Origin of the sequence: Bacillus sp. FSL L8-0199 (genome assembly GCF_038005705.1) — a bacterium.
GTDB classification, from domain to species: domain Bacteria; phylum Bacillota; class Bacilli; order Bacillales; family Bacillaceae_G; genus Bacillus_A; species Bacillus_A cereus.
Genome location: NZ_JBBOTS010000005.1, coordinates 174,002 through 192,981 on the forward strand (window position 1 = coordinate 174,002; position 18,980 = coordinate 192,981).

An 18,980-nucleotide genomic window follows, 5' to 3' on the forward strand; every position below is an offset into this window, starting at 1 on the left:
AAAAGGTGATTACATGAGTATAAAAAAGATACAAATCACAAGAAAAGTAGAAGAAATTATAAAAGGATATCTGTTTCGTGGCAGATATCCTACTTTTGAGACTATTACACATCAGTTTGCACAATGGCTGCGAGAGCATAGACCTGGAACACCATCCTTTAATCCAGTGAAGGTATTTCGAAAAGAAAAGTCAGATGCTGATAAATATAATAATCATGTGTCACAGATACATCAAGATATAACAGATGCCTATGATGCTACTATTAATCAAACGACACAAATTATGACTGATTTTAACTTAATAGAAACAGAGAGAAACAAACTAAGTCATGAGCTGGCTAATATCTCTAAGTCTATAGATGAATTGCTATTAGTCTCTAATAACAGTGATTATAAGTATTTTGAGAGCTATGTCGTTAGTTTTGAGAATGCTAGTGATGTGAATAAAGCAAATAGTACTATATTTGTAGACATTCAGAATAAAGAAGTAACCTTGTCTGAGAATATTGGAAAAGGAAAAAGAATTATTATTGATCCTAGTAAAGCATACTTTCAAACCCTACAGCCATCACAGAAGAATGAAGCATTGGAAAGCATTACACATGCATTTGATGATAATATTAATACAGCTTGGTGGCATATCGTTAAAACCAAAGAGTTAAGTGCAAGTAATGTCATGCGAGCTGAACTGACTGTCATGTTTGATGAAGTAGAAGAACTGAACTATATTGAATATATCCCACATCACGGAAAGCCGATTAATATCAAACTAGAATATACAAATGATGGAGCAGCGTTCTCTCCTATTTATCAGCAAGCGCAAACAGATAAAATTACCGGCATTAAAATATGGAGCTTTCAGAAAATCAATGCACAAGGCGTAAAGTTTGTATTTGAAAAAAGTGATTATGATGAAAGATCTGGAGACTTTTATAATTACTATTTTGGAGCAAAGACGATTGGTATGTATAAAAAGGACTACCTCAGTGAAGGGATTTTATATACAAATCCGATTCCATTCAAGGATACAATTCAGCAAGTATCTATTATGACAAAAGAGGATGTTCCTTTTAACACAGAGCTAAAGTATGAGATTGCTTTGCATGATCCTGCGAAGAGCTTGGAAGAATTAATTTGGCATCCAGTGTCATCTTCAGACGATACACAGCCAAAATTCGCTAAGGTAGTAACTCTTAATACAAAAGAAACTAAGCAAATCGAAACGAGCAAATGCGAGCCAACAAGAGAGGTCATTAATGGTATGCAGGTGTTCCGACTTATGAAAGATAATGGCGATGGCATAATTTCAGAACAAATTCTTAATACGCAAACAGGCTCAACACAAGAAACGTTTGATGAGCTGGAAAACCCTAAGTTATTTAGGGGGATTAATCAATGGAAAAGAGAGAGAACCTATATCCCGTTCAATGGTCAAATTCCTCTTAATAGTATTTGGGATCAGCAGTATCAGAATCGCCCTGAAATAATTCGTGTAGATTACATACCAAAAGGAAACATTTTATCCCTTAGAAGAGATGGTGGCGGGTTTGATGATAACTTCTACAGATATAGTATTTGTGTATTTGCAGATGAAGCAAGAAATGAACCATTAAGCTTATCTGTAATGTCTATGTTAGGAACTGGTTCAAGAAAACGACTAGGCTCCTATGCTGTATATGTAAATCGTCAACGATTAGCACCTGTAAATGATGAAGTAACAATGAAATTTGAAAAGGGGTGGAATGAGATTCAAATTTTATATCATTGGGGAGACATGCAAGATAGAGTAGATACAAGACGAGAAGAACTACCGCTTGAAACGATTATAGGTAAATTCAATTTCGCAAAAGAAAAAAGAGTTCGTGGTGATCTTGAATCCATGCAGTTTGTAGAGTCGCATACTTTATTTCATAATATATCACCTAATAATCGTAGTTATTTTGCTATTCATGAAAGACAAGTTGTTTTAAACTATTTGCCAAAGAATTGTATCTTCCAGTTAATTTACGAAACGAATAAAAATATTGAAAAGCACAATGAAATGATTCTACGTGCAAACTTACGTAGAGATGCAAATGTACCTTATGTAACTCCAAAAATATATAGTATTCAATTACGTGCTAAATGAGGTGATTAAATGGACCAGACTGCTAAACATCTTACGTTATTCTTTGCGAACGCTCAACAAAATGAAGATGGCGAAATGCTAAGAGATTTACCAGCAGAGCAGATTATTATTAACTGGGATCAGTTAGGCAACAAAAAAATAATATCTCTTTCTACAGGAGAAGCATTAGAAGTTGATGTATCTAAAGAAGATAGTAATCTTATCCGGATTACGAATATGTCCTATTTCGGCTCAGGTAGATATGGCCGCTTGCTTGGAGCACTCTATACTTTTATAGATGGCTCTGAGTCATGGGTCATTTCTATTAAGAGTAAAAGCAAAAGCTCTCAAAATCTAAATATGTTAATTGGAAACTGGTTTTACGGATTGCCATTCGATAAATTAAGTGAAAGTGAACATTGGACAGGCAGCCCTTATATTGGATACACAAAAGACTTCGTGGAAATACAAATGGGAAGAGTAGAAACTCTTTGTGATATACAGTTAACGCCAAATACTTACACAATTAGACCGGGTGAGAAAGCAATTTTCTCTGCAATGCATCCCTATTCAGAAAAAGGTAAGTGGATATATGATAAGAAATTAACTGTAATAGAGGAAACAAATAAATCCTTAGTGGTTACGAGCAATATAGAGAGTGAGACAGCATACGATATTTCCTACTCAGTACATAAGTGCATGAAAACATCTAAGCTATTTGTACAAACTATAAAAGATAAAGATAAATTTAAAGATCCTAAAGAGCCGATTGTACCACCTTTAATAGACAAGCCAGCAACAATAGATGAACCGCCAAAGGATATAGTCGATTTAATGAATCCTGCAATCCCTATGCCAACTCTATATAAGTATCCTAACATCATGAAAAGAAATGCTAGATACAGAGGACATAGAGAATCAGAAAAAGCATTGCATGATCATCAAGAACAAATATATGATATTAGACAGTTGCATCGTTCTATTACTGATTTAAAGAAAAAAGCAGACCTTGGTATACAGTCTTGGTTTAAAGGTGAGAAAAATCTTAGTATTTCTATGAAAACAGGAGAAAATCCGGAAAATATAAGCGAAATGCAAAATACGCAGAATAATATACATAACGGACAGATAAGAGCTTTCGGTGACAATATGATACAATTAACCAGAGATTCTTCTACTAATGGCATGTTAGGTATTTATGAGATAAAGCAGCGCTTGCAGGAATTAGATGAAAGAGTTGCTGAAGCCGAAAGGAGATATCAAGATTATGAGAATGCCTACGAGTAAAAGTGGTAATGCGAAATTTCGTGGACCAACTTCTTCTCATGAATATAATGAAAATGAAGATCAGAAATATGCAGAATTAATTGAGTTATATAAACAAGAAAATGAAATAAATATACAACTTAAAGAAGCACATCAAACTGTTCTTATGGAAAACATGTCATTACATAATTATGTGAAATTCCTTGAAGACCGAATTGCTCTCATTGAGAAGCAATTGGATACTCTTGGTGGCCCATCCTATATAAATAAGAATTTCCATAAAACAGCTTTCGTTCAAGATATGAAGATAAACTACCCTAAAGAGTTTCAAGATAATCAAGTTACAATTCCAAGGTCAGAAATCGATTTACAATACAGATTTGCTACAATACCTGCAATTCATCAAATATCGAAAACACATATCGTGGATATGAACGATAAAAGAATTATCCCTTCAGAACTAAAAGTTCAAGTCGGGCGTACTGGTAAAAAAGGAAAAGTAGTTGATAATGATATCTTAAATGCTTTCAATGGCGACAACTTATCATTTTGGAGACGAACCGTAACATATGATTCTCCAGTAGATGTCCCGAAGAATGGGGAAGATGTTGTAGTAGAGATTGAATTACCATTACACTTAGTTAATAATCTGCATGTTAATACGATTGCAATACATCCTCATCCAGAGCGTGGGATTCAAATAAAGGATATTGAAATACATTACAATGATGGCTGGCAAACAATCCAAGGTTTTCAGCAGAATGAAATCACTAGTATTTCATCTGAAAATCATGCCCCACGAAAGAAATGGTTTTTCCCTAGTATTCCCGTTCAAAAAATTCGAATTACATTCGTACAAAGATATTCTGTAAATATAGACGGGAAAACAGTTTTTACCTTAGGCGCACAAGAAATAGGCGTATTCTTAACAACATTTGAAACAAGTGGAGGGATGGTTCTAACACCGTTTGATATGGAAGGGGTATATAACATAGAATCTATTGAGCATGTTTTTCTAAATAGGAATGCATTTAGTTATCCTAAGAATTTAGATAAGCAGCTAGATGGAAACATCTATGAATATGAAGTATATGTAGAAGATAACGATCATACACTACGTCCTCTCTTAAATGCTGATTGGAAAAACCAAATAGCAGAAAGGATATGGATTAAAACACATCTGCATCCTGATCCTTACAATGGAGTTAACCCATGCCTTCATGCTGTGAGATTACATTATACAAAAGAATCATAGTATAGAAGGAGGCAAGTGCTATGCCGAACTATGGAAACCTTTCTTTAAAAGAAATGGATATACAAAGACTGATTGAACGTCAAGATGAACTAGAAAGGGAAATTAAAGATCTTCGTGATTCTATGGAGCTACTAGGGAAGAAGAGCGCAAAAACAGAGAAACGAGTATCTGAATTAGAAGCAGAAGTACAATATATTAGAAAGTCACTAAATGACATCCAAGGTTCGGTTAATTTAATCCAACGTGGCATGTTAACTGTACAAGAGAATGTTGGCGAATTAAATTCCAAACAAGATATCGCAATGAAAGCTCAAGATAAGTTTATCGATTCTCAAACTGAGTTCATAGGGCAACTATGGAAAGCTTTTTTCGCTTTACTTGGTCTTATTACTGCGGCTGGAGCTGCTGCAATTGCGCTATTAAAATAAGGAAATTGAAGAAAAATGCAGGAATTCAGAGAAATCTGAAGATAACTGCATTTTTTTATTGTCTAGATAAACATGACATGATACAATAAGTTTATAATACTTGAAGTGCATTACAATATAAAATATACTTCAAGAAGAGAGGTAAACCACACTAGGAGGGTTTTTATATGCGAGCAGTAATTGAAAAGTTTATTCCTGATTTAGAACAACTCAAAACAATTAGGGAGAAGCTTAAAGAATGTAAAGACGAATGGCTTGAAAAAAAGCCTGGTAAAGGAAATGGTAAGTACATTGGTGTAAAAACAGTTACCCAAATATTAGATTATGCAACAGACGGAATTACATATTGGGATTTTGAACCTGTAGAGCAATGGCGAGAAGAAGTGTATAAGTTTGATAAGAATACATATGCTTGGTCATTTGATGGTTATGTCTATCATGTCAGAGGTTATTTATTTATCCCAGGGCTAGGACAACGTTCACAATATGGGTGTAAGGTTGCCATTGGTGGTAAGGATAATCAAGATAGTGCATATAAATCAGCCACTTCAAATTGCTTAAACAAGTGCGCTTCAATGTTCGGTGTAGGTTCATCCGTTTACGATAAAATAAAAATTGAAACAGAAGAAAATGAATATAACAATTTAGCACAAGACCCTAACTATCAAGTTGGATATAATCCGAATGCACAGCAACAAAATAATGTGTATCAGTATCCACAGGGGCAACAACAACCACAACAACAGTGGAATCAAAATCAGCAATGGAATCAGAATCAACAATATCAACAACAGCAAGGGCAGTATCCCAGTTGAGCTAACTCCAGAACAACAAGCTAACTGGTATCAGCAAACTATGCAACAGCATGACCCTCAAGGGTATCAGCAGATGCTTCAGCAAAATCAATATAGTGAAGCACAGCAAGTGCAACAAGCTATGTATAATACAGATACAGCTATGGCAAATGGAACAATTACAACTCCATTTGATGATACTCCACAGCAAAGTGAAACAGTTCAACAACAGGAGTTTCAAGCGCAACCACAGGCAACAGCTGAACAGCAAGATTTCAAAGCTGAACCACAAGCACAGGCTCAGCAACAAAACTTTCAAGCGCAACCGCAAGCAAGTGAAGAAACAAGCAAAGAGGAAGCAGGAAAGTCAGCTGTACAAAATGACCCTTTAGCAAATGTCATAGCTGATAATCCTTGGAATAGTCCCGGAGTTGAACAAGAATTAGAAAGACTTAAAAATAATAAAATTCGATTAAATATTTCAACAGATAGTCAGTTGTTACCACATGTGAGAGAGTTCTTTAAGGATGAGAATGCATCATTCGGACACTTAACTCCACATAACTTAAAAGATTTTAATAATCACTTAGATAAAAAAGCGGCATAGGAGTGAATCATACATGCAGACCGTTGAAGAACTTGCAAATTATTTTGTACATTACATCACCCAAGCTAGATTTTCTATAGAACCGAGAACACAAAGTGCCATATCCTCTATTCAATTCCTATTGAATAAAGGGTGGACTTTGCATGATATCAAAGAGGAATTAGATAATTTCTCAAAAACATATCCTCAAATTGTTACAACCCTTTATCATATTGAGGAAATTATGAAAACGAAAGAACCACCTAACAACTTATTAAGTCCAGATTCATTTTACTATCACAATATTTTACGTGAAGTTCCGCCACCACCGACTTTAAAGATGGATCCAGAGTCGGGCAAGATGGTTAGAGTAGAATTCGAATTCTATCTTGAAATGAAAAAGAGATTTACTATGCAAGAACTACTAGATTACTGGTACAAGCAAATGAAGATTGTTCCAAATGAACATATGATTAAGCAAGATGAAGGTAAGTTTAAATACATGCTAGGTAACTACACGATAGATGAATTATTATTTATGATTGATGTTGCTGTAGTGCAACGGAAAGAAAATCAGCTCAGACCTTTACGTAATGCTTTTGAATTAGAAAAGTATCTAGAAGAAGCAAGAGACTTTATACAACGAAAAGAGAATACTCATAAAGTTACAGGAATAAATAGGGAGATTAAGCGTCATGCAACAGACAGCAATTCAGCAAGCTTCCACTGATGTTACTTTATGGGTCGAATGTGGTGCTGATTTAGAAACAGAGAAATATCCATTTACAAGAAAACATTTCATGTTCCCTGAAAACACTTGGCAGTTCAGGGAACATTATAAAAATCAAGGCGTCTATCAAACTGTAATGCAATACATTAATCCAATTTGGTTCCAAAATGAAAAAGGAAAATGGATTATAAACGCAAGTGATAGTTTGAAATGGGGAGATTTTTACCTTGATTTTGATACTGTAATTGAAAGTGAACAAGATTATATAAAATTAAAAGAAGATGTAAAGGTAGCACTAAGATATATAACGGTTATTATGCAAGTTGATATGAAACAGGTTCAATTTTATTTTTCTGGAAACAAAGGTATCCATTTAATCATTCCTGCTATTACATTGGGATTAGATCCTCATGTGGCTCTTAATCAAATTTATAAGCAAATTGCTGAAGATATCAAAAGCTACTGTAAAAATAATACGCTTGATACGAAAGTATATGATGATAAGCGCATGTTTCGAATGGTTAACTCTTGGAATATAAAAGGGAAAGCTTATAAAATTCCTATTTCCGGTGATGAGTTTAACAAGCTAAGTCATGCAGAATTATTACAGCTTGCTCAGTCTCCAAGGCAAATAAAAATAGAGCAACCTCTTCCTTCACAACGTGCAAGATTAGTAATCAAAAAGCATATTGAAGAGTGGACTCAAAAAGTAAATAAGCGAACAGAGTTTACCGGAAAGATTAGGAAGATAAAAACAGAACCACCATGCATTAAAGCAATGAATGAGAAATTATTTAGAGAAACTGTAGATGAAAGAAATAACAGTGCTACTGCATTAGCAAGTTTCTATATGCAACAGCAAGTTCCAAGAGAAGAAACAGTAGCACGTATGCAGAAATGGGGTGAAGAACGATGCTCACCACCATTAAAAGCAAATGAAATTGAAATCATTGTTAACTCCGTATACAACGGCCAATACAAATACGGATGCGATACATTTAAACGAGTAAGCGGTGTCTGCGATAAAGAAAAGTGTCCTTTATTTAATAAGGAGATCGCAAAGTGAGAAAATCGTTCGGTGAGTTTGCTGACTGTATTTATGGCTTTATTATTGCAAGTATTGTTTACAGATGCACCATTAATCAGCCTAAATATATGCAACAAATAGCCTTTATTATTGTACTTATTATCATAATGGGTGCATGTATATATGCAGAAGAGAAAAAGTATAGAGCTAGACAGAAAAGAGGAAAAAAGAAATGCAAAAGAAAAAGAATATCCTAATTGTTACAAGAGATTTTAGCAAGGAAGTTAGCACTAGATTTGAAAGAATTATTATGATTCCCGTTAAAGGTATGGCGGAAAATTTAAGAGGATTAAGTGTAGACCAAATCCTTGCTCCAAAGAAAATGAACACTAACGAACAAGAGTGGTTTAATGAATCTATTTTTCCTTTAGCAATAAATGGTCATTCAAAAAACATGAAGATTACATACTACTAATAAGGGATAGAGTCCCTCCCTTCGTGAAACTTATGGGTTTTAGGAAGGGGTGGATTCGCATACCATCCCAACTTCCAGGTGGATTATATAGCAAGAAAGAACCGTCTTCTTTCTTGCACAAAATCTATGAAACTATTTTATATTTCGTATTTTATATTTACCATTTTCATAAATTTTGTGCAGGGAAAGAGTGAAAGGAGCACCATATATGACAACTATTAATTTCCAAGAAGTTTATAATAATATCGCAACAACAATGAATCAAGACGAGGAAATCTTTACAACCGATATAGGCAATCCTTTAAAAGTCCGTCTAGCTAATCCTGAAAAGATTTTTAATCGACCAATGAATCCTATTGAACAAAAGATGTTACAAACTGTTCAAAATGTGGATGACTACTCATGGAATCGTGATGCCAGAGGTGGACTTGTTACAAACTTCCCATTGTTTAATGAAGCAATTGAAGGTGGCGTACAAACTGGATTATACTTGATAGCCGCACAACCAAACGTAGGTAAGTCTGCATGGCTATTACAACTAGGACAAGATATTGCTGATTTAAACGAAAATGCTCACGTAGCTTATCATTCTCTAGATGATAGCTCAAATGAACTGACACCAAGATATATCGCTTGTAAGCAACAGATTACAATTTCACAAGCTAAAAATCCTTCACGATATATGGATAATCCAGAAATCATAGAAAAGCGTAATGAAGGTATTAAGCATATGTATAGGAATGCTAGTCAGTTTTCTTTATGGGATTCTACAGAAGGAACAAGTGTAGAAGTTATTGAAAAAAGAATCCAAGATTTAAAAATGGCATTTCCAGAAAAGAAACTAGTAATCATGATTGATAGTATTTACGACTTAACTGTAGAATCTAAACAATTACAAGACAAAGCTTTATATGAATATGTAGCAAAAACAGTTAAACAGTGGTGTGTAACTTATGATGTTGCGATTTTCTGTACAGCTCATTTAAGAAAGCTAGGCGGTAATCGTAGACCACTAACAGAAGACTTAAAAGAAAATAACCGATTGGAATATGAAGCAAACTTTATTGCTCTCTTGTATAACGAAGTGGGTATTAAAGAAGAAGGCGCTCAAGTTTACTGGCTCAATGAAGAAACTGAAGAAAAAATGCCAGTTATTGAAATGAAAGTTGGTAAGAACAAATTAGGATCCTTTAAAGGTACTCGCTTCTATGAGTTTGTGCCAAACATGTCATTTTGTATGGAAGCTTCTATAGAGTCCTGTAGAAGATATGCTTCTTTAGTTTATCAAAGTTAAAGGGGAATATGAAAATGGAAAGTTCATATATTAAAGCTTTAAAGCATACAAAAGATAAAGTTAAATTTATATTGGAAAAATATCCTGATACGAGAAATAGCGACAACTTGTTATGTACAACCTATTGGCAAAAAATCGATAATGTAGAAGATATACATGGGATTCCATTTGCCACTGGAACAGAAGTTATTCGCAGAGCTCGACAAGCTTTAAATGAAAAAGGAATCTTTTTAGCCACTGATCCCGAAGTATTACGCAAGAGAAGACAATGCGCCAAAGAAGTAAGGGCAGGTATTAAAGCCATATAAAGGAGTGACCATACATGCCATCACAAATGAATAATCATTTAAGAAGATACGTGCAAGAAGGAATACAAAAAAAGTTACGTCTAAATAGTTTAATAGGTACATACCAAACGCAATTAGCAAAAACAAAAGAAGATGTTATTGATCAAAGCGATTTACAACGTAAGATGGAGTACAATGGTATTGCAGAATCAAAGATTAAGCAGATTACATTGCGCTTAAACAAAGACCAGGAGATTGAAAAACAAACTACAAAAATCTTAAATGAACTAAATACGGACATGGATAATCTAACAATAGAAATGAATCCTCATTTAGAAGAGTTATCTGCTATCGAAATTGAATCTGGTGGATTTGTTACTCATGCTATTGGTGTTGATAAAGATACCGTGTTAGATAAAGAGAATATGATTCTAAAATTAAAGAAAAACAGTCATGCAGAGATTCCGATTGGTGTTCGTCTTGATAGCTGGAAGGACAGCTCACAATTTACAATTTCAAGAGAACAGAAAGGAAGTCTATAATGTTATTCTCATATTATTTTGATACGAAAAAAACACATCAATTAAATTGTCATTTCTCTGTCTTACAGTTCAATAAAAAGGCAGCCGGCGTAATTGATATTATGTTTTCTGCTGAAATTTCCGAAGTGATGAATGGTAAAAAGAAAAAGAAAGAATTAAAAGTTGCAACATTCTCTTTCACTCCACCTGCAAAAGGTGAAGCAAAACATGATATTGATTTTAGTCGTGTTCGTTATGCGAATGAGAGCAAATGGATCTTTACTATTACAAACAACAAAGATGAAGCACAGAAAGTAACGGTGGGGCTTATAACAGAAACAGCGAATAAGAATCCACTAGGCATGGATATCTATCATGATGATGATTTCTCTGCGGAGCTAAAGGCAAACACTCTAGCTATCTTAGAAAAGAACTATGTACCACCTGTATTAACGCAAACACTGGTGAATGCACAATTTGAACAACCTGGATATCCAGAAGGATTCTTTTCAGTATCAGGAATGTATAACTCTGAATTTCAAATGTATGACTTATCAGATTTTACACAGGATTTTGCAGAGCCTATCCCTCAACGTGCAAAATTTGATATTCTATTAAACATTGCACCATCTGAATTTATCAGAGATAAGAATGAAGTATTCTCTCTAGAAATTAGTAAACTAGGGACATTAAAGCTATTAAAAAATGGCTTGGAATATACAGCGCATAACGGAAGTTCATCTGATGTTGTTTTTGACCAATACGAGCAAGAAATTACAGAAAAGGACTTCTTTAATAATGGATTTACAACAAAATCCTTTGTTAAGCTTAGTGGTGATGGAGAAGGGAACTTAATCATCTCTTATAACGGAAGAACTATCAATACTACGTATAACTCGCAAGCAGAGATATTGAAGATGATATTTAAAGGTGCGCTGAAGAATCTACCAGACGGTTTAACTGATGAAGATTTAGAAAAAGAAAAAAAGAATCCTATGAATTGGATTAAATCTAAAGTAGATGCTATTAAAATAGTGTATCATAAATAAAGTAATGTATTACAAGGAGGAAATATAATGTTAATTGGACCATCATTAACACTTGAACAGTTAGAAGAAAAGATGCAGGATAAACTGTATGATATTAAAATGAACCGAAATAAAAAAGTAAAAGAGCTAGAAACTTTACATGCCGAACTGAATGATATTTCTAAGACAGTTTATGATGATGCATCAGACTCTCGTATTGCTAATCCTAAGTATGTAAAACTGTTTGAAGAATTTAGCGAAAAACAAAAAGAATTAAGCGAAATGGATGAAACGCAAACGTATATTGAAAGCAAACTTCAAGAGTTAGAAGATATTGAAGAACGTTCTAAAGGCAAAGGAAACATTAATAAAGCTGAAAATAAAATCACTCTAACACTGAATGATTGCTTGAAATTAGGGATTGAACTAGAAGGCTCAGTTATAAAATAAAAGGGGATATGAAAGATGGCCACAGTTGAACAGCAGCGCATGTTTAAAAACTATGAGCAAAGGCAAGAAATGCGAAGCAACTATGAAAAGGATCGCATGAAAGAAGTTAGTGTTCGTGCAAACAAAAGGGATATCTACGGAAAAGAAAACATGCTTGATCTTCCAAGGCATCGTATTTATGGAAAGTGCAGGTACTTTGAAGAATGTCCAATTGACTATAAGTGCCGTAGCTATGATTCGTCTCATGTGAAATGCCAAAATTGCGAGTTAGTAAAAACGGATAGTGTGTGTATGAAGAAGCATATACATAATCCACCTATATTCGAAAAGATGATTGCTCGTGAAACTATTGATGCAGATGAATCTAAAGAGAAGCTTAACGCTCTTTGTCAAAGACAGGTGATATGACATGAAAAGAAAATTATTAATTGCTTTAGCAGGAGCAGGTATTTTACTTGCGTCAGGCTGCTCTAAAGATGCTGAATACTTCTCGAAGATGAAAAGCATTCATCACGTTAAAGTCATTGATATAGGGACAACTACAGTTGGAAAAACTTCTTATACAGAGATTGAATATGAGTACAATGATAAAAAGAGTGAAAAAAGATTTGCTGATCATGAGGATAATGGTCTAAAAGAATACTATGACTCAGCAAAACTATTTAAAAAAGAATTGTATCTTGATTTAGTGGTAGATGAAGATGATGAGATTGTAGTTGCAGCTTTATCTAAGGAGGATCCACCTAGTGTCTTTAAAGAATAAATCAGCATGGTCAGGCATGACTTTTCATCAAATAGCTATGCAACAAGCCATGCAATCTATAAATGAGCCAGTATATTGCCGCTATTGTGGTAAAGATATAAAGCAGCCCTCAAAGGAAAGTAGTTTTTCCGCTGCTAAGTTAAATACAGGGAATTACGCAGATGAATGGGAAGTAAAAAATAACGCTCATTATAACTGCTACAAAAGAAATTACAATGGGAGATGAAAGATATGACAAACAAACCAAAGGCATTAGATTACTTCAAGAAAGAACTAGAACAAATTAAAGACGCAAGCTTACAGGCATTCTTCTACAATTCTTTAGCAGTTGCTCCAGAAAGTTTTCATAACGATGAAGAGCTAATGGAATATACAAAGAAAGCTTTCTATATTCTTCGTGGTTTCTTAGAGCAGCGTCAAGTGGTTGGCACTGTTCGTGAAGCACTATTAGGAACAACTTTATTATGCGATATCATGTTCAATGAATTTGAGGATGATATGAAAAGCCTACATACTGTTGCAGTTCGAACTTATTTAGAAAACCGAGGAATGAATGAAGAAGTTCAACAAGGCTTATGGGAAAACATGATGCGAGCTGTTGAAGCTCATAACGGTGATAAAGGTGCATCTCCATTGTTAGATGCGAAACCTGGCACAGCAGAATATGAGTTAGCTCAAGCATTTGCAGTAGCACGTATGCCTTATGTACATATTAATTGGGAGGAATTATACAATGAAGGACACAACGAAAAAGAAGCTTAAAACCACTGTATTTTGGAGTGGTATTGCATCCGCTACATTAATCTTTATACAATCATTAGCAACATTGTTTGGCTATGAGCTGCCGCAAGATACAGTTGCAAAAGTCATGGGAGCCGTAAATAGTTTATTAGCATTACTTACATTTAGTGGTGTACTCGTGAATCCAGAGCATGTTGAATCATTCCAAGTGATGGTTGCAAAAAGAAAAAAAGACTAACACTCAAATGCTCTCTATATACAGTATAGGGAGCATTTTTTATTTGTGTATCTTGTGTTTTGAAGTTCCTAAAACTATAATTAATAAAGAAATGCATTACAAAGTAAATAATCATAAATTACATACACATAAGAGAGAGGTGCTCTAAATTGCAACATATAGAGTTAAATAATGAAATAACGCAAAAGAAGAATGGTTTTTATCAGTTAGAAAAGGATCAAGAAGCTTTAGTTGCATTTATGAAGGAAGCAGAGAGTAAAACAATTCAGTTTAAAAGTATTCCTGAAAGAATCACTTATATGATTCAAAATGATTATTACTATGATGTTTTAAAAGAATACACAATGAAGCAAATTTTACATATCTACAAAATTATTAATAGTGCAGGTTTTAAGTTCCAATCATACATGGCAGCATCCAAGTTCTTTAAAGATTATGCATTAAAAACAAATGACCAAAAACAATATTTAGAAAGCTATGAAGATCGTGTAGCAATTGTTGCCTTGTATTTAGGCAGAGGAGATTTAGAGAAAGCTATTACATTAGCTAATATGATGATTAAACAAAACTACCAACCAGCGACACCAACCTTTTTAAATGCTGGTAAAAGTCGCAGAGGTGAGATGGTTTCGTGCTTCTTATTAGAATTAGATGATAGCTTAAACGCAATTGGTTTTAATATCAATACAGCTATGCAGTTGTCCAAAATTGGTGGAGGTGTAGCCTTAAACTTATCTAAACTACGTGCACGTGGTGAGCAAATCAAAGGAATTGATAATGCTGCTAGTGGTGTTATTCCGGTAATGAAGCTATTAGAAGATTCATTTTCATATGCTAATCAGCTTGGACAACGAAAAGGTGCCGGCGCAGTATACTTAAACATTTTCCATTGGGATATTATTGAATATCTCGAAACCAAGAAAATAAATGCCGATGAGAAGAATCGTATTCAATCTTTATCTATTGGTATCATCGTGCCAAGTAAGTTTTTTGAATTAGCAGAAGAAAATAAACCATTATATGTGTTTGCTCCATCCACTGTATATAAAGAGTATGGGAAACATTTGGATGACATGGATATTGATGAAATGTATGAAGAATTGGTAGCTAATCCAAATGTAAAGAAAAAACAACTGGATATTACTGCTCGTGACATGCTTATTAAAATTGCCATGATCCAATTAGAATCAGGATATCCGTATCTAATGTTTAAATCAAATGCAAATGAACAGCATCCATTAAAAGATATAGGAAGCGTAAAAATGTCTAATCTTTGTTCGGAAATCTTTCAACTGCAAGAAACATCAGAAATAAATGATTATGGTACACCTGATGTTATCCGCCGTGATATTAACTGTAATTTAGGGTCATTAAATATCGTAAACGTAATGGAGAATAAAGAAATTCGTGAAGCAGTACACGCTGGTATGGAAGCTTTAACTTCAGTTTCAGAAATGACTGTAATAGAAAATGCTCCAACAGTTAAGAAGGCAAATGATGAGTTGCATTCAGTTGGACTGGGTGCAATGAACTTACACGGGTATTTAGCAAAAAATAAAATCGCTTATGAAAGCAAAGAAGCGAAAGATTTTGCCCGTACATTCTTTATGATGATGAACTATTATTCTATTGAGAAAAGTATGCTCATTGCTAAAGAAAAAGGAGAAACCTTTAAAGACTTTAATAAGTCTGAATATGCAAAAGGTACGTATTTTACAAAATACGAAACAACAGATTACAAGCCTAAAACTGAAAAAGTTAAAAACCTGTTTGAGGGTATTGCTATCCCATCTCAAGAGGATTGGACAGCACTTAAACATCTGGTTCAAAAGCATGGTCTATTTAATGCCTATAGACTCGCTTTGGCTCCTACGCAATCGATCAGTTATATTCAGAATGCAACATCAAGTGTAATGCCTATTGTGAATCACATTGAGTCAAGAACATATGCAAATGCAACGACATATTACCCAATGCCATATTTATCTAAAGATACATTCTGGTATTACAAATCAGCATATGATATTAATCAATTCAAGCTAATAGATTTAATTGCAGAGGTCCAAGAGCATATTGACCAGGGGATCAGTTCAATCTTATATGTTAATAGTGATGTTTCAACTAAAGAATTAGCACGCTATTATATATATGCTCACAAAAAAGGATTAAAAAGTTTATATTACACAAGAACAAGAAAACTAAGCGTAGAAGAATGCACATCTTGTGCGGTCTAAAGAAAGAGGGATAAAAGAATGCAAGCAGTTAACTGGAACAAAAAAGAAGACGAATTTAGTTTAATGTTTTGGAAACAAAATATATCTCAGTTTTGGACAGAAGAAGAGATTGCTGTTTCTACAGATAAAAACACTTGGGTTCATCTCTCTGCAGAAGAACAAACAGCTTACAAGCGTGTATTAGGTGGTTTAACACTTTTAGATACGAAGCAAGGTGGCGAAGGGATGCCACTTGTACTTGTTCATCTTGAAAACTTACAGGCGAAAAGTGTATTAGCTTTTATGGGTGCTATGGAAGAAGTACATGCGAAGAGTTACAGTCATATTTTCACAACGTTAGCAACCGAAGAAGAAATTGATGATATCTTTGAATGGGTAGATCAACACCCGCTGCTAACGAAAAAGGCAGAAATAATTACTGGATATTATCGTCGCTTATTAAAGCCTGAAGTAACGAAAAAAGAGTTATACATGGCAATGGTAGCAAGCGTATTCCTAGAAAGTTATTTATTCTATAGTGGTTTCTTCTATCCGCTTTATTTAGCTGGCCAAGGAAAAATGACTGCTAGTGGTGAAATTATTAACTTAATTTTACGTGATGAAAGCATTCACGGAGTATTCGTTGGCATACTAGCGCAGCAATTATTTGCTCAAATGGAGTCGGAAGAACAAAGAGAAGTACGAAAAGAAACAATGGACCTATTGCTTGAACTGTATGAAATTGAGCTGGCTTATACGGAAGAAATCTATACGCCTATTAACTTAGTAGAAGATGTGAATGCTTTTGTTAGATATAATGCAAATAAAGCCCTTATGAACTTAGGTTTAGAATCATACTTCAAAGAAGAAGAGATTAATCCAATTGTTCTAAATGGTTTACGTACAGATACAAAGAATCATGACTTCTTCTCTGTTAAAGGAAATGGCTACGTAAAGGCAACAAATGTAGAGAAGCTAACTGATGAAGATTTCATTTTCAACTTCGACAAATAATGTAATGCATTTCAAAAAAGAGGGGATACACCCTCTTTTTTATTGTATAATAGAGTTATTGCAAGGAAATAAAAGAATGATTAAGGATGGTTCTGCATGGAATTAGTTTCTCATTATAAACACCGTAAGCCCCTCACTAACATGAGATGGTTCTTTAAAAGCAATTACGTAACGGAAGCAGTATTCATAAAGAAACAAGCCAAGCCACAAGAATTAGTAAGTAAATATTTACGCATTACAAATATCAAAAAATATGGTGGTCTTCCACTAGCAGCATAGGGGTGGTTTATATGGAATTAGTATCAAAAATTCTTGAGATTCAATCAAAGAAAGTAACAACACATTTTAATGGTTCAGACATAGCGATATTCATTAAGGGAAAAAAGGTTGGGACTGCTCAGTCCCTTTCAGGCACTCTTGTTAGATCTGTGCCTAGACAGGAACGTACTCAGGTAAAAAATCCTATTACTGGATCTTTTAAACTCAGCAATAAAGCATTTAATCTTCTTACAGATCATGAGCGTAATCAGCAACAATCTTCAATAAGAGGCTTATCAGCAGTTGCATTCGAATTCGATGAATTTATTGATAATTAGAAAGGAGAACTTATATGGAGTTAGTTTCTTGCTATCTTAATAAAAACATAAGCCATATCTATGAAGAGATAGAAAATTCATTTATAGAAGCATTTTTCCCAAAAGGTCTAAGACCGTATCAAAAATTAATGCTAAGGGCTCATATCAACAAGTCAAAGGATGGTTTATATGAGTAAACAATTTGAGATAACAGTAGCGGATTTGTATGACTTTAAATCTTGTCCATTACGGTTTAAATTTACAGAGATTGATAAAGTTTGCAAAAAGATTACAGCAAATGATGGTATTCGAGAAAGTATACAATCTGTATTGAATTATTATTATTTTCACTTAAAAGGCGGAACACAATTAGGATTCGATGAGCTAAAAGAAAAGTTAAGTAGTATCTGGTATGGAAATCTAGATATATATGATATACATGTAGGCGGCAAAGCTGAACAAAGAAAAAAAGAATTAGAAGCAATTGATATGCTATATACCTTCTACCGACAGCAAAGATATGAGCCAGATCAAGTCTTAGCATCCAATTTGGATTTTCGCATACCATTTGGAAATGATTTTTATGTTAGAGGAAACATCCCGGTTGTACGTGATACAGCAAGAGGTGTTGAAATCGCAGTATATAAAACAGGTAAAAGTAAATATGATGATTTTTGGCAGAAAACTGATATGGGTTTAACTCTAATGGCAATGGCATATCATTCTATGTTTAAGCAGGAGATAGATAGTATAGCAGTACATATTCTTCGTAAAGGAACTACTCATTTTGTTACAAGGAAACGAATGGACTATAAACGCTTATATAAAACAGTTGATTTAGTAAAAGAATCTATGGAAAAAGGATGGTTTTATCCAAGAGAAACCTTTGCTTGTGATAAATGTCCAGCTAAAAATTTATGTATGGAATGGAGATAATAATATGTTTAATAATCCACTAGAGAAACCTACTATGACAATTAAACCTAAACGTACGGGTCCAATGAAGAAATCCCCTGCACCATGTAAACACGAATATATCTATCAGGAATCAATTAGAACTGCCAAACCAGAAGGCCCCTGGAATACACATTGGAAAAAAGTGAATATATACTACTGCAAACATTGTTTAGAACAAAAACATACGACAGATCAGGATTGGTCAAGAGAAAAGCCATCTTGGTATTAAGG

The 18,980-nt window shown here is 34.1% G+C and carries 27 protein-coding genes; all 27 read left to right on the forward strand.

What is annotated here, in order from left to right; translation table 11 throughout:
* Nucleotides 1-13 precede the first annotated feature (13 nt).
* Nucleotides 14-2,128 carry a hypothetical protein gene (locus NST86_RS34045; RefSeq protein ID WP_340935659.1) on the forward strand — a complete coding sequence of 705 codons (2,115 nt, stop codon included), beginning with the start codon at nucleotides 14-16 and terminating at the stop codon, nucleotides 2,126-2,128.
* A 9-nt stretch (nucleotides 2,129-2,137) separates the two neighbouring features.
* Nucleotides 2,138-3,394 carry a hypothetical protein gene (locus tag NST86_RS34050; RefSeq protein ID WP_340935661.1) on the forward strand — a complete coding sequence of 419 codons (1,257 nt, stop codon included), beginning with the start codon at nucleotides 2,138-2,140 and terminating at the stop codon, nucleotides 3,392-3,394.
* Nucleotides 3,375-4,628 (forward strand): hypothetical protein, encoded by a 1,254-nt coding sequence (locus tag NST86_RS34055; RefSeq protein ID WP_340935662.1) that lies wholly within the window; start codon nucleotides 3,375-3,377, stop codon nucleotides 4,626-4,628. The genes NST86_RS34050 and NST86_RS34055 overlap by 20 nt, the downstream gene beginning before the upstream one ends.
* A 20-nt stretch (nucleotides 4,629-4,648) precedes the next feature.
* Nucleotides 4,649-5,056, forward strand: a complete 408-nt coding sequence (locus NST86_RS34060) for a hypothetical protein (RefSeq protein WP_098687512.1) — start codon at nucleotides 4,649-4,651, stop codon at nucleotides 5,054-5,056.
* A 167-nt stretch (nucleotides 5,057-5,223) separates the two neighbouring features.
* Entirely contained in the window at nucleotides 5,224-5,871 is a 648-nt protein-coding gene (locus tag NST86_RS34065; RefSeq protein ID WP_098687511.1) for a hypothetical protein, read from the forward strand.
* A gap of 73 nt (nucleotides 5,872-5,944) precedes the next feature.
* Nucleotides 5,945-6,457, forward strand: coding sequence for a hypothetical protein (locus tag NST86_RS34070; RefSeq protein ID WP_340935663.1), 513 nt, complete (start codon nucleotides 5,945-5,947; stop codon nucleotides 6,455-6,457).
* A 13-nt stretch (nucleotides 6,458-6,470) separates the two neighbouring features.
* Complete coding sequence (locus NST86_RS34075) at nucleotides 6,471-7,166, forward strand: hypothetical protein (RefSeq protein WP_340935665.1); 696 nt, start codon at nucleotides 6,471-6,473, stop codon at nucleotides 7,164-7,166.
* Entirely contained in the window at nucleotides 7,132-8,232 is a 1,101-nt protein-coding gene (locus NST86_RS34080) for a primase C-terminal domain-containing protein (protein ID WP_098205256.1), read from the forward strand. The genes NST86_RS34075 and NST86_RS34080 overlap by 35 nt, the downstream gene beginning before the upstream one ends.
* The gene (locus NST86_RS34085) at nucleotides 8,229-8,450 is read left to right on the forward strand and encodes a hypothetical protein (RefSeq protein ID WP_340935666.1); all 222 of its coding nucleotides are present in this window, start codon (nucleotides 8,229-8,231) and stop codon (nucleotides 8,448-8,450) included. Before NST86_RS34080 ends, NST86_RS34085 begins: the two co-directional genes overlap by 4 nt.
* On the forward strand, nucleotides 8,426-8,668 hold the full coding sequence (locus NST86_RS34090) for a hypothetical protein (RefSeq protein WP_098205258.1): 243 nt from the start codon (nucleotides 8,426-8,428) through the stop codon (nucleotides 8,666-8,668). The genes NST86_RS34085 and NST86_RS34090 overlap by 25 nt, the downstream gene beginning before the upstream one ends.
* A 208-nt stretch (nucleotides 8,669-8,876) precedes the next feature.
* On the forward strand, nucleotides 8,877-9,962 hold the full coding sequence (locus tag NST86_RS34095; protein ID WP_072190748.1) for a DnaB-like helicase C-terminal domain-containing protein: 1,086 nt from the start codon (nucleotides 8,877-8,879) through the stop codon (nucleotides 9,960-9,962).
* Nucleotides 9,963-9,976: 14 nt separating this feature from the next.
* On the forward strand, nucleotides 9,977-10,270 hold the full coding sequence (locus tag NST86_RS34100) for a hypothetical protein (protein ID WP_242325855.1): 294 nt from the start codon (nucleotides 9,977-9,979) through the stop codon (nucleotides 10,268-10,270).
* Between the two features lie 14 nt (nucleotides 10,271-10,284).
* Nucleotides 10,285-10,791 carry a hypothetical protein gene (locus NST86_RS34105; RefSeq protein ID WP_098685539.1) on the forward strand — a complete coding sequence of 169 codons (507 nt, stop codon included), beginning with the start codon at nucleotides 10,285-10,287 and terminating at the stop codon, nucleotides 10,789-10,791.
* A complete protein-coding gene (locus tag NST86_RS34110) occupies nucleotides 10,791-11,819 on the forward strand; it encodes a hypothetical protein (protein WP_098205262.1) in 1,029 nt (342 codons plus the stop codon). The genes NST86_RS34105 and NST86_RS34110 overlap by 1 nt, the downstream gene beginning before the upstream one ends.
* Before the next feature lie 27 nt (nucleotides 11,820-11,846).
* Nucleotides 11,847-12,248: a hypothetical protein gene (locus NST86_RS34115; protein WP_098793232.1), complete on the forward strand. Its 402-nt coding sequence runs from the start codon at nucleotides 11,847-11,849 to the stop codon at nucleotides 12,246-12,248.
* Nucleotides 12,249-12,263: 15 nt separating this feature from the next.
* On the forward strand, nucleotides 12,264-12,656 hold the full coding sequence (locus NST86_RS34120) for a hypothetical protein (RefSeq protein WP_340935672.1): 393 nt from the start codon (nucleotides 12,264-12,266) through the stop codon (nucleotides 12,654-12,656).
* A gap of 1 nt (nucleotide 12,657) precedes the next feature.
* On the forward strand, nucleotides 12,658-13,011 hold the full coding sequence (locus NST86_RS34125) for a hypothetical protein (protein WP_340935674.1): 354 nt from the start codon (nucleotides 12,658-12,660) through the stop codon (nucleotides 13,009-13,011).
* Nucleotides 12,995-13,237 (forward strand): hypothetical protein, encoded by a 243-nt coding sequence (locus NST86_RS34130; protein WP_340935676.1) that lies wholly within the window; start codon nucleotides 12,995-12,997, stop codon nucleotides 13,235-13,237. The genes NST86_RS34125 and NST86_RS34130 overlap by 17 nt, the downstream gene beginning before the upstream one ends.
* Before the next feature lie 5 nt (nucleotides 13,238-13,242).
* Entirely contained in the window at nucleotides 13,243-13,773 is a 531-nt protein-coding gene (locus NST86_RS34135) for a hypothetical protein (RefSeq protein WP_340935678.1), read from the forward strand.
* Entirely contained in the window at nucleotides 13,745-13,990 is a 246-nt protein-coding gene (locus NST86_RS34140; protein ID WP_098205268.1) for a phage holin, read from the forward strand. Before NST86_RS34135 ends, NST86_RS34140 begins: the two co-directional genes overlap by 29 nt.
* A 149-nt stretch (nucleotides 13,991-14,139) precedes the next feature.
* The gene (gene nrdE / locus NST86_RS34145; RefSeq protein ID WP_340935680.1) at nucleotides 14,140-16,224 is read left to right on the forward strand and encodes a class 1b ribonucleoside-diphosphate reductase subunit alpha; all 2,085 of its coding nucleotides are present in this window, start codon (nucleotides 14,140-14,142) and stop codon (nucleotides 16,222-16,224) included.
* 18 nt (nucleotides 16,225-16,242) lie between these two features.
* Entirely contained in the window at nucleotides 16,243-17,217 is a 975-nt protein-coding gene (nrdF, locus tag NST86_RS34150) for a class 1b ribonucleoside-diphosphate reductase subunit beta (protein WP_340935682.1), read from the forward strand.
* 96 nt (nucleotides 17,218-17,313) lie between these two features.
* Complete coding sequence (locus tag NST86_RS34155) at nucleotides 17,314-17,496, forward strand: hypothetical protein (RefSeq protein ID WP_340935683.1); 183 nt, start codon at nucleotides 17,314-17,316, stop codon at nucleotides 17,494-17,496.
* 11 nt (nucleotides 17,497-17,507) lie between these two features.
* Complete coding sequence (locus tag NST86_RS34160; protein ID WP_340935685.1) at nucleotides 17,508-17,813, forward strand: hypothetical protein; 306 nt, start codon at nucleotides 17,508-17,510, stop codon at nucleotides 17,811-17,813.
* A 14-nt stretch (nucleotides 17,814-17,827) separates the two neighbouring features.
* Nucleotides 17,828-17,989, forward strand: coding sequence for a hypothetical protein (locus tag NST86_RS34165; RefSeq protein WP_340935687.1), 162 nt, complete (start codon nucleotides 17,828-17,830; stop codon nucleotides 17,987-17,989).
* Nucleotides 17,982-18,728 carry a PD-(D/E)XK nuclease family protein gene (locus NST86_RS34170; protein ID WP_176546213.1) on the forward strand — a complete coding sequence of 249 codons (747 nt, stop codon included), beginning with the start codon at nucleotides 17,982-17,984 and terminating at the stop codon, nucleotides 18,726-18,728. Before NST86_RS34165 ends, NST86_RS34170 begins: the two co-directional genes overlap by 8 nt.
* Nucleotides 18,729-18,762: 34 nt before the next feature.
* Entirely contained in the window at nucleotides 18,763-18,978 is a 216-nt protein-coding gene (locus NST86_RS34175) for a beta-glucosidase (RefSeq protein WP_141546641.1), read from the forward strand.
* Nucleotides 18,979-18,980 lie beyond the last annotated feature (2 nt).